Origin of the sequence: Mangrovimonas sp. DI 80, assembly GCF_001975575.1 — a bacterium.
Taxonomy (GTDB): domain Bacteria; phylum Bacteroidota; class Bacteroidia; order Flavobacteriales; family Flavobacteriaceae; genus Mangrovimonas_A; species Mangrovimonas_A xylaniphaga.
Map to the genome: position 1 here is coordinate 31,117 of NZ_MSDT01000001.1, position 13,510 is coordinate 44,626.

The window sequence follows — 13,510 nt, forward strand, 5'->3', positions numbered from 1 at the left end:
TAACTTTTTAAAACAATGATTATTCTACAGCTTTTAAACTTAAATCCATATTGTTGACAGAATGCGTCAAGGCTCCTGAGGAAATATAATCCACACCACATAGGGCATACTCTCGAATACTAGCTTCGGTGATACCTCCAGAGGACTCTGTCAAACATTTATCTCCAATCATTGCAACGGCCTTTTTGGTATCCTCGTAATTAAAATTATCAATCAAGATTCTATACACACCTTCATTTTCAAGAATCTCTTTTATTTCATTAAAGTCCCTAGCCTCCACAATTATTTTCAGGTCCTTATTAGTATCTTGCAAATACTGCTTCGTCTTAGTAATGGCCTTAGTAACGCCTCCCGCAAAATCAATATGATTGTCCTTGAGCATGATCATATCATAAAGGGCAAAACGGTGATTTTCTCCCCCACCAATTTTTACTGCCCATTTTTCCAAAGCGCGAATTCCCGGCGTAGTTTTTCTTGTATCCAACAACTTGGTTTTGGTGCCCTCCAATAAATCTACATATTTTTTGGTTTTAGTGGCAATGGCGCTCATGCGCTGCATGGCATTCAACACCAAACGTTCAGCCTTGAGTATGGATTGAGAAGGCCCTTCCACATAAAATACCACATCTCCTTTTTGAACCGTACGACCATCTTTAATAAAGGTTTTCATCGATAGATTTTTATCGACAGTTTTAAAGACCATTCTGGCGAAATCTACCCCTGCTATAATTCCATTATCCTTTACCAAAAGTTTCGCCTTCCCCACTGCTGTTACAGGAATGCACGCCAATGAGCTATGATCTCCATCACCCACATCCTCCCGGATGGCATTGGCAATGATTAATTCTAATTCGTTATTAAATTGAGCTTCGGAAATCATGATAACTATATTTTATGCTAAAATAAGAATAGATTTCCGATAATGGAATTCCATATCCAGATTTCAATTCACAATCTTTAGTTGTAATTTTGCCGCATGACCATAAAACTTTTAGCCATAGGGAAAACCGATTCTAAGGACTTACAATCCCTAATCAACGATTACGAAAAGCGCCTTGGATTTTACATTAAGTTCGACTTGGACATCATCCCTGACCTTAAAAAGGTAAAGCACCTCAGCGAAGCACAACAAAAGCAAAAAGAAGGTGAACTGATTTTAAACAAACTCCAACCCACAGATGTTCTGATTTTATTGGATGAAAATGGTAAGCAAATGGACTCCGTCAACTTTTCGGAATACCTACAAAAACATATGAATTCTGGCATTAAGCAATTGGTGTTTGTCATTGGCGGGCCTTATGGTTTTTCACCTGAAGTATATCAAAAAGCTCAAGGGAAAGTTTCCTTGTCCAAAATGACCTTTTCACACCAAATGGTACGTTTATTTATGATTGAACAACTCTATAGAGCCTTCACCATCTTGAAAAATGAACCCTACCATCACCGTTAAGCTTAATCGGTGTCCCAACCAAAAGTGGCCTGAAACACATAGTCATTGGTAGAAGCTCCTTCAACTGGTTTGTTATCGTAGTTATAGGTAAGCCCTAGCTTGATAAACAAATTGAAAGGCAAATCGTATTTGGCGGTCACATTAAGGTCGGTACGAAAACGTCCGCTCTCCGTTAAACTGGGATAGCCCGTTACGTGAGTATACAAATCGAAATCATCAAAATCGAACAAATTGGCCTCTACCGACACAAAGGCTTCCAAACTGTTTCGGTTATTGATATCGGCATCTGTATAGCGCTCGTTGTTCCATGCCAATCCCCCTCCAGAAGCCAAATACATTTTGTTGGAATGAATGATATACTTTCCAATACCACCTTGAATAGCGGTACGTAGTTTTAATTTCTGTTCGTCATTGGAAAGGAAATTTGCCGAAGCCAAGGCAAACCAGTCTTTTTTAAGAAAATAACGGGATCCTAAAGTAGCATCGGTACGGATAGTCGATTCCACATTATCCTGACTACTACTCACCCGATTATATCCCCCGTTAAAAAACCATTTGCTTCCCGTATAGGAAATCTTGCTGTTAATGGTCAACTGGGCCAAGTTATTCAACTTGGTGAAATTGAAACCCACCGAGACCTCAGCATCTACCCTAGAAATAAAATCGGATTCCACTTCCTTGAAATAGACAATCTCATCCACCTTTACGGTGAGGGTTTCATCCTCATTCACCAAAAGCACCTCATTGGGCTGTTCTTCCGACATTTTAATGGAGCCATTAAAACGTCTTCCGTTGGATAGATTGATTAAAAAAAGCTGCATGCTTTTTACTTTTTTCACATGCAGCCATTTTATTCTAAAATCGTCTTTACTATAATCGGTCTCTATGGTCAACACCCCATTGTTCATTTCTTTCATCGTCCCAACAATGGTATTGTTGTTCTTTAAAACAATGGTGTCATTTTGCGCATTGCCTTGCAATACTGTGACCAAAACCACCACTAAAGCGTAGAGTAAGTTTTGTTTCATATTTGGAGAGGGATTTTAACAAATTAAAACGATGTTCTAATATAGAAAAAATCACTTACTCCACGAAATCAATACGTTGCAAACAATTGTTTTCTCTTTTTCAACTGTTTTTCCAAATCGCCAATGGTTTCCTTAACCGCCATTTCAAAATTACGTTCTGTGGAAGAAGCAAAAATTCTTGGACCAGGCAAACTCAATTCCATATTACAAATTTTCCAATTTTTTTGATAATTGTTATCTTCTTTAAAAGAAACGCTGCAATTGATTACCCAATCATATTTTTTTGCTAATCCTTCAAGTTTTTGAATTGTGTAAGTAGATAAAGAATTACTGTTATCTAGATTTACGTATTGAATTTTGATTTTCATGATTGTGGCTTTTAAGGGTTAAACATACTGCAATTTACAGCCCTTAACCCAAACAAAATATGACCACCATCATAGTTACCAAATTACTCCAATCCTAAACTTTTTATATACGCTTCGTTGTTTGAAGGTCTTCCCAAAAACTCTTCCACAGCACTTACCACATCGCGTTGACTACCATTGGATAAGATCAACTTTCTGTAGCGAACGCCCGTTTCTTGATCTGTCAAACCATTTTTCTCGAAAAGGGTAAACATATCTTGAGCGTATACTTCAGACCATAAATATCCGTAATAGTAAGTTGGGTGGGTATTTACGTGGATCCAACTTCCTTGCGGATGTGTTCCTTCAACATACCAATCCATAACACCCATTTGTTTGTCGATATTCTTCCAAATCTCATCTGTATTTACAGGGTTGGCAGGATCGTATTTGTCATAAAGGTTCATATCGTAGATACACTTTCTCAACATAGACTGTGCATTCAAACCAGAAGATACATTTTGAGAGGCTTTCATGTTATCGAACAACTCCTTAGGGAATACTTCTCCTGTTTTGTAATGTTTCGCAAAAGAACTCAACATCTCATAGTTTCCAATCCAGTTTTCGAAAATTTGAGACATAGCTTCCACAAAATCGGAATTAGCCTGAGCCTGAACATTGAATTCTCCATCGTAAGACATACTGTTTACAATATGACCAAACTCATGGAAAAGCGTGCTCAATTCTTTATAGGTCAATAATGAAGGCATATCTTCAGTTGGCTTGGTAAAGTTCCCCAACAACATAGCCACAGGTACCTCATATCCTTCCGGAGTTTGTCTACCATAAGTTAATGGCACCCCATAGAACCAAGTTTCTTTAAAAGGTCTTGGATATAAATCCAAATAGAAACGTCCTTTCAACTTGTTGTTCTCGAACACTTCGTAAGCTTCCACTTCTTCAGACCAAACTGAAGCATTTTCAGCCTTACGGAATTCAAGTCCCAACAACTGCTGATAAATAGTAAACAATCCTTCCAAACAAGCATCCATTGGAAGATATTCCCTAATTTTTTCGTGGTCTACGTTGTAGTCATTCTTTAAGATTTGATCTTTATAATATCCCAAATCCCAAGCGTTAACTGTTTGTCCTTTCTTGGCCGCGACAGCTTCCAACACTTTTAAATCTTCAACAGCCTTACCTTTAGATTCTGCTACCAAACCATCAATAAAGTTCCATACGGTTTCTGGAGTCTTGGCCATTTTCAATTTCAAATTATACTCTGCATAAGATTTGGCTCCAAACAACTGAGCCAATTGGTAACGCTTGCTCACCAAAGAGTCTAAAATCTCTAAATTCTTATCGGCTCCACGATTGTCATACTTAATAGTGTAGGCTTTTCTAACCTCAGAACTATTTGGGTTGTTCAACATGGTCACTCTAGTAGCATTGATTACAGGAATACCATAGGAACCATCTTCTTGTTTGTACTGCACTTTGAAAGATTCTGGCAAACCATCAGTTTCGGCTTCTGTTAAGGTCAACACTTCATTAGCCGTATTCATATTTGTTGAATACTGTGAAGACAAATCGCTAATTTCTGCTGTAAGCGTTTTAAACTTCTCAAGGTTTTCAGGGCTTAAATTAACCCCAGACTGCTTGAATCCTGCAATCACGTCATCTACCATTTTCTTTTTGTGTCCCTGAAGGGTATTGTAAGCTTCTGAAGCTGCAAAGGTTTCAAACTTTTCAAACAATAATTTATCAGACCCAATCACAGTTCCCAAAGAATCCACTTTCTGATTTCCTTTCAAACCTTCAGCACGCACAATAGAATCTGTAGACACCCAATACAACATGAAAGCATTGTTACTAGCCTTGCTCAATTGGTTATTAATTCTGTCGTACGCCACAAAGGTATTTTCAAACGTAGGTGTTTCCTGCCCTTTGATAGCTTCTACCTCCGTCACCACGTTATCGATAGTAGTGGCTACATATTCTTTTATAGCAGCACCATCCACAGATGCGTAATCTATTGGAACATTTAGTTTAACATTGAAAGGATTATTTTCTGACAGCGTTTTTAGTTGTACCTGTTCAGATTCAGTTTTGTCGGCACATCCCATTAGCAATAAGAGTGTAAAAAGTGAATAAAAAGTAGTTTTCATTAAAGTATTTTTAAAAATCCGAACAAATATACTATTCCATAACTACTTTGTCTGCTAATAATACCTTAACTTTTTGAATTCCTTGTTCTACCAACTTTCTTTTAGGTCCTCGCTCCAAAGCAAGCTCATATTGTTGTAGGGCTTCCCCATAACGTTTTTGCTCTACCAACCATTCCGCGTACAACTCATGTGTTGGTTTTTGGATTGATGGAGGGCCATAGCTATAGGTCATGGCCTCTTGGGCGGTTACCGAAGCCTTTAAAAATGTTTCTGTTTTTTCGACATCCTCATCCAACCACGTCTGTAGAGCTTTGAGTTGGGTCAATATCACAGTTGAACCATCTATACTCCGTTGTGTTGGTGTTTCCCTTGTCACCGAGGCACAAAACGCAGCGCCTTGAGATAGATTATCAACCAGTAAACTTTCCTTATGGATTTTTTCTTCTAAATCTACAATGAGGCTGTCCAATTGTTGAGGCTGCTTATGATAGAACGCCTTGTAACCATCTAAAAACTGATTCATGGCTTTAATTGAAATTCGCAACCCAGACACATCAATAGGAATCTCGGCAATGGCATTGTCCCAATCATCCGTTTCACACAAATAAGTTCCTTTTAAAAATACCATATGTGTTCTGGCACGTTTGGAAGGCAATTCATTGGTGTATTTCCGCATGTCCCAAACCATGTCCCTAGCCTTGTTGATACTATCCATTTGCAAATAGCCATATTCCAACCAATGATAAGAATGATACCCCCTTGCATCATTATCCAATTCTTTAGCATTCTTTCTGGTAATACTGGCCCCATAAGACGCCACGTTGGAACTGACCACCTCATCCCACATGCCCAAAGCCACATAAATATGGGATGGCATATGCAAGGCATGGCTGGCATCTGGAGCTACTTTGGAATAACTATTGGCCGCATCCAATGCCAAATGCGCATGATAAGGATCGTCATAAGAATGTATCAAATAGTGCAAAGCCCCGGGATGCTTAGGATTATCTTCCAACACCTGTTTTGCTATGAGAGCTCCTTGTCCAAAAATAGAATCATTCCTAGCCCCTACAACTGAGCCCAATTGGGAAAGCGCATAAAAAGAGGCCACTTCATTATTACCCGGATACTTTTCATACAAACTCCCCATAAAATCTCGATACTTTACATCGCGCTCATTCTTGGACGTTTTTGGGGTGTACAATATTTCTACAGCTTTTATAAAGTCCTGCTCTACTTCGGATAATTCATCCAAACGCTCTAATTGTTTCAATTCTGCAATAACTGCATTAGCCTCTTCAAAGTCTTGTTCAGACCATAAACTATGATTGTAAGTCATAGCCTCTCCCCAATAGGCCATTGCCAAGTTTGGATCTAATTCCTGTGCCTTTTTAAAAGCTTCCCTAGCATCAACATATTCAAAACTGTGCAATAACAACAATCCCTTTTCAAAATAGGGCTGTGCCTGTTCATCCCCTTGAACAGTAAACTCTACACTTCCCAAGGCTGTTTTTTCGGTGACAGTTTCTTTACAATTAAAAACGATAAGGGCTAACAAAAGAAAACAAAAAGATCTCATAATAAGTCTATTTACAAAAACGCTTTAAAGCACAATTTATAAGGTTTATACTCAAATATAATCAATTATTAGTAGACCTAGATTCATTGAGAAATTCTACTTGGGTTTTAATTTGAAATACTAAGTTGTACTTTTGAACTCTAAATTTAGAGCTATGAAACTGGTTTTTGCCACCAACAATCTGAACAAACTTAAAGAAGTTCAAAAGTTAATTCCCTCAAACATCCAATTGCTGAGTCTAAAGGATATTGATTGTTTGGAGGACATTCCAGAAACACAAAACACCATTGAAGGCAATGCCATTCAAAAAGCCAATTACATCAAAGAGAATTATGGCTACGATTGTTTTGCAGACGATACCGGTTTAGAGGTTGAAGCTTTAGATGGTGCCCCTGGCGTCTATTCGGCACGGTATGCAGGACCTCAAAGAAATGCCAATGACAATATGGACAAGCTGCTGGAAGCATTGGAAAACCATTCCAACCGTAAGGCGCAATTTAAAACCGTCATTGCACTTTCAATTAATGGTGGACAACACACCTTTACCGGAATTTGCAAAGGAGACATCACCCAAGAAAAAGCTGGCGCTGCAGGATTTGGTTACGACCCTATTTTTAAAGCTGAGGGATACAACCTTACGTTTGCTGAAATTTCCATGGAAGAAAAAAATAGTATTGGCCATCGAGGAAGAGCCGTCTCACAGCTGGTCAACTTTCTTAACCAACTGTAAACACTCTTAAAACACTCTTAACAAAATCATAATTATCAGGGAATTCCTGTTCTCTGAAATAAAAACCGTATATTTGCCGGCTGAAACTCAAAAGGTTGAGTTAAATTCCTCAGAGTGAGGATGTGTTACAGGAAGATTTAGGTTAAGTATGTCGATTCGCTTCTTATGTAACACTACAAAAACATAATCGAATACTTACAATCGAATGAACACATTCCAAGATTTAGGTCTTAATGACGACCTATTGCATGCTATTAATGATTTAGGATTTGAAACTCCTAGTGACGTACAAGCACAAGCCATCCCAATTTTATTAGAAGAAGACACCGATTTGGTAGCTTTGGCACAAACCGGAACAGGAAAAACCGCAGCTTTCGGATTTCCTATGCTACATAAAATAGACGTTAGCAGCAGAACCACACAAGGACTTATTTTATCGCCAACCCGCGAACTTTGTTTGCAAATTACCAACGAGCTTAAACTTTACGGAAAATACTGTAAAGGATTAAACGTTGTAGCCATCTACGGTGGATCCAGCATCAGCGATCAAGCTAGAGCTATCAAAAAAGGGGCACAAATTATTGTTGCAACTCCTGGTAGAATGAAGGACATGATTAGCCGAAACATGGTGGATATTTCAAAAATTGAATATTCTGTTCTGGATGAAGCAGATGAAATGTTGAACATGGGATTCTATGAAGACATTACAGACATTCTATCCCACACACCAGCAGAAAAAAGTACTTGGTTGTTCTCTGCAACCATGCCTAGAGAAGTAGCTGCCATTGCCAAAGAGTTTATGTACGATCCTAAGGAAATCACTGTTGGATCTAAAAACGTGGGTAGTGACCAAGTTTCGCATGAATACTATTTGGTAAATTCAAGAGACCGTTACCTAGCCTTGAAACGTTTGGCTGATGCCAATCCTGATATCTTTTCAGTGGTATTCTGTCGTACTAAGCGTGATACCCAAAAAGTGGCAGAAAACCTTATTGAAGACGGTTACAACGCTGGCGCACTTCACGGAGATTTAAGCCAGAACCAAAGAGATTTGGTGATGAAATCTTTCAGAAACAAGCAAATCCAAATGCTTGTAGCTACAGACGTAGCAGCCCGTGGTATTGATGTGGACGATGTGACCCACGTAATCAACTACCAACTTCCGGATGAAGTTGAAACCTATACTCACCGTTCTGGACGTACAGGTCGTGCAGGAAAAACGGGGGTTTCTATGGTGATTGTTTCCAAAAGTGAGCTTCGAAAAATAAAAAGTATCGAGCGCATCATTAAGAAAAACTTCCAGAAAAAAGACATTCCAAGTGGTATGGAAATTTGCGAAGTGCAATTGTTATCCTTGGCAAACAAAGTCCACAATACGGAAGTTAACCACGAAATTGATAAATACCTAAGCAACATCAACGAGCTGTTCAAGGATACCGATAAAGACGAACTGATTAAAAAATTCTTTTCTGTAGAATTCAACCGTTTCTATAACTACTACAAAAAATCGCAATCCTTAAATGTTGAAGAACCTAGAGGAAGTAAAGACAGCGGTAGATCATCTTCTTCAGACGATGTGAGATACTTTATCAACATTGGTAAAAAAGACGGGTATGACTGGATGAACCTGAAGGATTTCTTAAGAGATCTTTTAGAATTAGGTAAGGACGATGTCTTTAAAGTAGACGTTATGGACAGCTTCTCTTTCTTTAATACAGAACCTGAATTACAAGAGAAAATTCTAAGCTTCTTCACCGACTTTAAACATGAAGGTCGTTATGTAAATGTTGAGCTTAGCTCGGACAAAGGAAAGTATGGCGGCAAAAAACGTAAAGGCGGTAGACGCGATGGCGGAGGAAGAAGAAGAGGTAACGACGACTTTAAAGGCGGAAGCTCTAGAAGCAAAGGAGAAGGCAAACGTTTTGAAGGAGGTTCTAAACCACCAAGACGCAGCGGAGCTCCAAAATCTAGTTCTGTTGGCGGATCCAGACCAAGACGTTCTAGACGCTAAACAATAATATATTAAGAGTCTATCCTAAGAAAACAGGATAGCCTCTTTGCTTTCAAATTGGCTCCAACAAGGAAAAGCGCTTGTTAATTTTTAGTCAAAATTTTTTGGATGTATCTGTAATATATCTTTAGTTTATTACTTTTATACCTTACAAAGATTGATATGAAATACCTACTTCTACTAATATGTACTTTTTTTATAACCACCTCTGTGGTCTCTCAAGAAGATGACACCAGAGTAAAAGGTATTGTAGTAAGTTCAAGTACAGGAGAAACTTTGGAAAAGGTAAACATTGTCAATCTTAACCAGGTTATAGGAACCTCTACGGATGACAAAGGGGCTTTTGAAATCAAAGCCAAAGCTAACGACACACTGCATTTCTCATATCTTGGATACAAAAGTATCAAAGTAAGGGTTACCAACGACTGGATTAAATTTGGGGAAACTCAAATTGAATTGACAGAGTCTGCATTGGCATTGGAAGAAGTTGTAGTAAACCAATTAAGGCTTACCGGATATCTGGAAGTTGACGTAAAGCAGGTACCTATCAAAACCAATTACCGTTACAGTATTTCAGGATTGTCCAACAAGGGATATGAAGCAGGGAACAACTCCCCTAATGCCGTAAACAAAGTGTTGGGAGCCATTTTTAACCCTGCAGATTTCCTGTATAATGCCTTTGGAAGAAAACCAAACGAAATGAAAAAACTGCGCCAAATGAAAGAGGATGATGAAATCCGAAATCTTTTAGCTACCAAGTTTGACAGAGAAATGCTTACAGTTCTATTACAGGTTGACCGCTATGATTTGGATGAAATCGTTAGCCACTGCAACTACTCCAAGGACTTCATTGAAACGGCCAACGATCTTCAAATTTTAGATGCTATTAGTGAGTGTTACGAAGAATACAAAGTACTCAACAGAAATAGACCTAGTAGGTTTTAAATATTAAAGAAAAAGTCGAAACTTAGTTTCGACTTTTTTTATGCTCTAGAATGAAGGGCAATCCTATTCCCTTCCGAATCTATGAATGCTGCCATATACCCGTGTTCGGGTGAAATTTGGGTCTTGGGTTGGTAAATCTGTCCACCAGCTTCCTCTATCCTATCCAATTCGTTTTGCACATTTTCACTAATGAAATATATCAAGGTTCCTTCCTGGCTTGGAATATAGGAATCCTGTTTGATTAAGGTGCCCTGTGCTCCTGATACTTCCCCTCTGTCTGGAAACCACCCCATTTGTAAACCTCCAAAATCATGAAGGGCAATTTCTACTTGAAAAACAGTTTCATAGAATTTTTTGGCCCGAGCCATATCAGACACGGGAATTTCAAACCAACCAACCATATTATGTGCCATAGCCAGAGAATTTACAATTTCATTTAAAGTTACAAATTCTCCTTGTTTTCATGATAATGGGCTACAATTTTATCGTAATTTTTAATGGACTTTTTGACCCAATCCATGCGCTTTTCAAAAATCTCTGCTTCGGTAAGTCTCCAGTCCAAATCACTCAGTCTCATTTTTGAAGTCACATGCTGCAATATAATTGCTGCAGAAACTGAGATATTCAAGCTTTCTGTAAAGCCCACCATAGGAATCTTTAAATAGCAATCAGCTTCCTTCAAGACATCTTCAGAAAGGCCCTCGGTCTCTCTTCCAAAGAAGAAACAAGACTTTTTAGTGAAATCGAATTCATGCAATTCGCAGTCGTTGGTATGCGGCGTTGTGGCCACAATTTGATAGCCTTTCTTTTTTAAATCAGCTACACATGATTTTACACTATGATATCGATTTATATCTACCCATTTTTGGGCTCCCATGGCAATTTCCCTATCAATACGTCTGCTATTTCGTTCCTCTACAATATGCACTTCCTGTATGCCAAAAACGTCACAGCTTCTAATAACTGCACTAGTATTATGTAACTGAAAAACGTCCTCTGTAGCAACCGTAAAATGTTTGGTACGTTGGGCCAATACTTCTTCAAATCGTTGTTTTCTGCTATCGGTAAGATAGGTCTCTAGGTATTCTAAAAGTTTGAGATCTGTCATGGGCCAAATATAATTTATAAATAGTAATTTTGACTCATGAAACACCTCGTAGTACTCACAGGAGCAGGAATGAGCGCCGAAAGCGGCATTAAAACCTTTAGGGACGCCGATGGCCTTTGGGAAGGGCACGATGTTATGGAAGTGGCTTCTCCGGAAGGCTTTAGAGCCAACCCCGAATTGGTTTTGGACTTTTACAACCAAAGACGCCGCCAGTTATTTGAAGTATCTCCAAATGATGCACATTTTGCCTTGGCTGAATTGGAAAAAGAATACCAAGTAAGCATCATCACCCAAAATGTTGACGACCTTCATGAACGCGCCGGCAGCACCAACGTGCTTCATTTACATGGTGAATTATTGAAAGCCCGAAGCACCTACGACGATGCTGATATTGTTGATTGCACTACCGACATTGTAATGGGAGATAAATGCCAAAGAGGATACCAAATGCGTCCACATATTGTATGGTTTGGAGAAGCAGTCCCCATGATAGAACCTGCCATTTCCATTTGCGATACAGCAGACATACTACTTATAATTGGCACTTCATTGCAGGTCTACCCTGCGGCTAGTTTAATGCACTATGCTCCTGAAAACACGCCCACATTTTATATTGACCCAAGACCTGCGGTTTCTAACTTTAAAAACATTACCGTAATTGCCGAAAGCGCTACCCAAGGAATGGAAATTTTCAAGCAAAATTTACTTTCATTACTTTAATTCAAGTTTATTAAAATTGACGCTTTTAATTCACAAACACCTAATACACAGCACTTAAAGATAGTTTACATAGAGGTTAAATTAAGGTTAATCGACACGGTTTCACAGCTTTAAAACTGAAAAGCTTCCTAATTTTAACTTTCTAGCTGATTAATGATTATGACAAAATTTTTAAGCTCAAAAATTCAATTACTCTTTATTTTAATAGGTTTAAGTTGCAGTACTCATGCTCAAAACGCACTTCACTTTGACGGCGTGGACGATTATATACAAACAGACTACAAAGGCATTGAAGGGGATGGTGCCAGAACCGTTGAAGCTTGGATAAAAGTGAAGCCTAGTGATACTTGGCGATTTATTGTAGATATGGGTATCTCAGGAATTGGACAACGATTTTCTTTTAAAATAAATAATAATGCCCGCTTTATTAGAATTGAAGTTGGGGGCGGCGGTATTTACGGCAAAACAACCGTCACAGACAACAAGTGGCATCATGTGGCCACAACATATGACCCGGACTTATCCGAAAATCAATTTAAACTTTACGTAGACGGAAAATTGGACAGAGAAGGAGATCTTGATTTAGAAGTAGACACAGGTATCGACAACCCCATACGAATAGGTTTCAGTAATTATGATTTAGGCCCTTTTGAAGGTCTCCTTGACGAAGTGAGGGTTTGGTCTGTTGCCCGAACTGAGGAAGAGATCAAAAATAATATGAATACCGAAATATGCCAATCTCCCAATTTGGAACTATACTATAAATTCAACCAAGGCATTCAAAATGGCAAGAATAAAGACCAAAATATTGTCATGGACTATGCCGGAAATGCTTACAATGCCAACCTTAAAAATTTTAAATTATCAGGGACCAACTCCAACTGGACAGAAGGAAGCCCAATTTCTCAAACAGATTTAGACACTTCTATTAGTGCTGAAGGCTCTACACTTACAGCAAATTTACAAAGTGCCAATTACCAATGGTTTGATTGTTCCGACCACAATAAAGAAATAAACGGAGCTACATCCCAATCCTTTAGCCCAAAAGTTATTGGTTCATATGCTGTAAAAATCACCAACGCCGAAGGCTGTATGGAGTTTTCAAATTGCATCACTATTTCGTCTTTGGATGCGTTTGACAGTTCTTTTACCAACACTATTGCACTTTCAAAAAATGAGCTTAAAAAAAGTGTATCAATCGATTTGGGCTCTTCATTTACAGAAGTCCAAACAAAACTTATCAATATAGAAGGACACGTCCTTTCGGAAGACAATTTTAAGGATATTGATAAAATTGATATGGATATAGACCAAATTCCTGGATTGTATTTTCTTCACATTACAACCAATATGGGAGATTCAGGTATTCTTACCATTGTAAAACAATAACACATAAAAAAGGCGACCATTTCATGGACGCCTTT

At 38.5% G+C, this 13,510-nt stretch carries 13 protein-coding genes; 6 read left to right on the forward strand and 7 right to left on the reverse strand.

The genetic code is table 11. The features are described 5' to 3' along the window. Positions 1-19 precede the first annotated feature (19 nt). Positions 20-880, reverse strand: coding sequence for a carboxylating nicotinate-nucleotide diphosphorylase (nadC, locus tag BKM32_RS00145; RefSeq protein WP_076661925.1), 861 nt, complete (start codon positions 878-880; stop codon positions 20-22). Positions 881-976: 96 nt separating this feature from the next. On the opposite strand from nadC, the gene rlmH reads away from it, so the two are divergent. Next, positions 977-1,450 (forward strand): 23S rRNA (pseudouridine(1915)-N(3))-methyltransferase RlmH, encoded by a 474-nt coding sequence (gene rlmH / locus BKM32_RS00150; protein ID WP_053975410.1) that lies wholly within the window; start codon positions 977-979, stop codon positions 1,448-1,450. Between the two features lie 2 nt (positions 1,451-1,452). Here the strand turns inward: rlmH and BKM32_RS00155 are convergent, their stop codons facing one another. From BKM32_RS00155 to BKM32_RS00170, 4 genes are all read right to left on the reverse strand, one after another. Beyond that, positions 1,453-2,478: a DUF481 domain-containing protein gene (locus BKM32_RS00155; RefSeq protein ID WP_076661928.1), complete on the reverse strand. Its 1,026-nt coding sequence runs from the start codon at positions 2,476-2,478 to the stop codon at positions 1,453-1,455. Positions 2,479-2,546: 68 nt separating this feature from the next. Continuing rightward, positions 2,547-2,846 carry an HPF/RaiA family ribosome-associated protein gene (locus BKM32_RS00160; RefSeq protein ID WP_053975412.1) on the reverse strand — a complete coding sequence of 100 codons (300 nt, stop codon included), beginning with the start codon at positions 2,844-2,846 and terminating at the stop codon, positions 2,547-2,549. 83 nt (positions 2,847-2,929) lie between these two features. After that, a complete protein-coding gene (locus tag BKM32_RS00165) occupies positions 2,930-4,993 on the reverse strand; it encodes a M3 family metallopeptidase (RefSeq protein WP_083702037.1) in 2,064 nt (687 codons plus the stop codon). Positions 4,994-5,024: 31 nt separating this feature from the next. Then, entirely contained in the window at positions 5,025-6,572 is a 1,548-nt protein-coding gene (locus BKM32_RS00170; protein ID WP_076661932.1) for a hypothetical protein, read from the reverse strand. 154 nt (positions 6,573-6,726) lie between these two features. Between BKM32_RS00170 and BKM32_RS00175 the strand changes: the two genes are divergently transcribed. From BKM32_RS00175 to BKM32_RS00185, 3 genes are all read left to right on the forward strand, one after another. Continuing rightward, positions 6,727-7,302 (forward strand): non-canonical purine NTP diphosphatase, encoded by a 576-nt coding sequence (locus tag BKM32_RS00175; protein WP_076661934.1) that lies wholly within the window; start codon positions 6,727-6,729, stop codon positions 7,300-7,302. A gap of 205 nt (positions 7,303-7,507) precedes the next feature. Next, on the forward strand, positions 7,508-9,313 hold the full coding sequence (locus tag BKM32_RS00180; protein ID WP_076661937.1) for a DEAD/DEAH box helicase: 1,806 nt from the start codon (positions 7,508-7,510) through the stop codon (positions 9,311-9,313). 162 nt (positions 9,314-9,475) lie between these two features. Continuing rightward, positions 9,476-10,258 (forward strand): carboxypeptidase-like regulatory domain-containing protein, encoded by a 783-nt coding sequence (locus tag BKM32_RS00185; protein WP_053975417.1) that lies wholly within the window; start codon positions 9,476-9,478, stop codon positions 10,256-10,258. A gap of 38 nt (positions 10,259-10,296) precedes the next feature. Here BKM32_RS00185 and BKM32_RS00190 read toward each other — a convergent pair whose 3' ends face one another. Beyond that, the gene (locus tag BKM32_RS00190; RefSeq protein ID WP_076661939.1) at positions 10,297-10,671 is read right to left on the reverse strand and encodes a VOC family protein; all 375 of its coding nucleotides are present in this window, start codon (positions 10,669-10,671) and stop codon (positions 10,297-10,299) included. Positions 10,672-10,700: 29 nt separating this feature from the next. After that, entirely contained in the window at positions 10,701-11,366 is a 666-nt protein-coding gene (locus BKM32_RS00195) for an RNA methyltransferase (RefSeq protein ID WP_053975419.1), read from the reverse strand. Positions 11,367-11,402: 36 nt separating this feature from the next. Here BKM32_RS00195 and BKM32_RS00200 point away from each other — a divergent pair, with 36 nt between their 5' ends. Then, the gene (locus BKM32_RS00200; RefSeq protein ID WP_076661941.1) at positions 11,403-12,086 is read left to right on the forward strand and encodes an NAD-dependent deacylase; all 684 of its coding nucleotides are present in this window, start codon (positions 11,403-11,405) and stop codon (positions 12,084-12,086) included. 159 nt (positions 12,087-12,245) lie between these two features. After that, a complete protein-coding gene (locus BKM32_RS00205; RefSeq protein WP_076661943.1) occupies positions 12,246-13,475 on the forward strand; it encodes a LamG domain-containing protein in 1,230 nt (409 codons plus the stop codon). The last annotated feature ends 35 nt before the right edge of the window (positions 13,476-13,510 follow it).

Excerpts from the sequence above, each read along its gene's own strand:
- nadC (WP_076661925.1), bottom strand. The coding sequence starts at position 880 with ATGATTTCCGAAGCTCAATTTAATAACGAATTAGAATTAATCATTGCC.
- rlmH (WP_053975410.1), top strand. The coding sequence starts at position 977 with ATGACCATAAAACTTTTAGCCATAGGGAAAACCGATTCTAAGGACTTA.
- BKM32_RS00155 (WP_076661928.1), bottom strand. The coding sequence starts at position 2,478 with ATGAAACAAAACTTACTCTACGCTTTAGTGGTGGTTTTGGTCACAGTA.
- BKM32_RS00160 (WP_053975412.1), bottom strand. The coding sequence starts at position 2,846 with ATGAAAATCAAAATTCAATACGTAAATCTAGATAACAGTAATTCTTTA.
- BKM32_RS00165 (WP_083702037.1), bottom strand. The coding sequence starts at position 4,993 with ATGAAAACTACTTTTTATTCACTTTTTACACTCTTATTGCTAATGGGA.
- BKM32_RS00170 (WP_076661932.1), bottom strand. The coding sequence starts at position 6,572 with ATGAGATCTTTTTGTTTTCTTTTGTTAGCCCTTATCGTTTTTAATTGT.
- BKM32_RS00175 (WP_076661934.1), top strand. The coding sequence starts at position 6,727 with ATGAAACTGGTTTTTGCCACCAACAATCTGAACAAACTTAAAGAAGTT.
- BKM32_RS00180 (WP_076661937.1), top strand. The coding sequence starts at position 7,508 with ATGAACACATTCCAAGATTTAGGTCTTAATGACGACCTATTGCATGCT.
- BKM32_RS00185 (WP_053975417.1), top strand. The coding sequence starts at position 9,476 with ATGAAATACCTACTTCTACTAATATGTACTTTTTTTATAACCACCTCT.
- BKM32_RS00190 (WP_076661939.1), bottom strand. The coding sequence starts at position 10,671 with ATGGCACATAATATGGTTGGTTGGTTTGAAATTCCCGTGTCTGATATG.
- BKM32_RS00195 (WP_053975419.1), bottom strand. The coding sequence starts at position 11,366 with ATGACAGATCTCAAACTTTTAGAATACCTAGAGACCTATCTTACCGAT.
- BKM32_RS00200 (WP_076661941.1), top strand. The coding sequence starts at position 11,403 with ATGAAACACCTCGTAGTACTCACAGGAGCAGGAATGAGCGCCGAAAGC.
- BKM32_RS00205 (WP_076661943.1), top strand. The coding sequence starts at position 12,246 with ATGACAAAATTTTTAAGCTCAAAAATTCAATTACTCTTTATTTTAATA.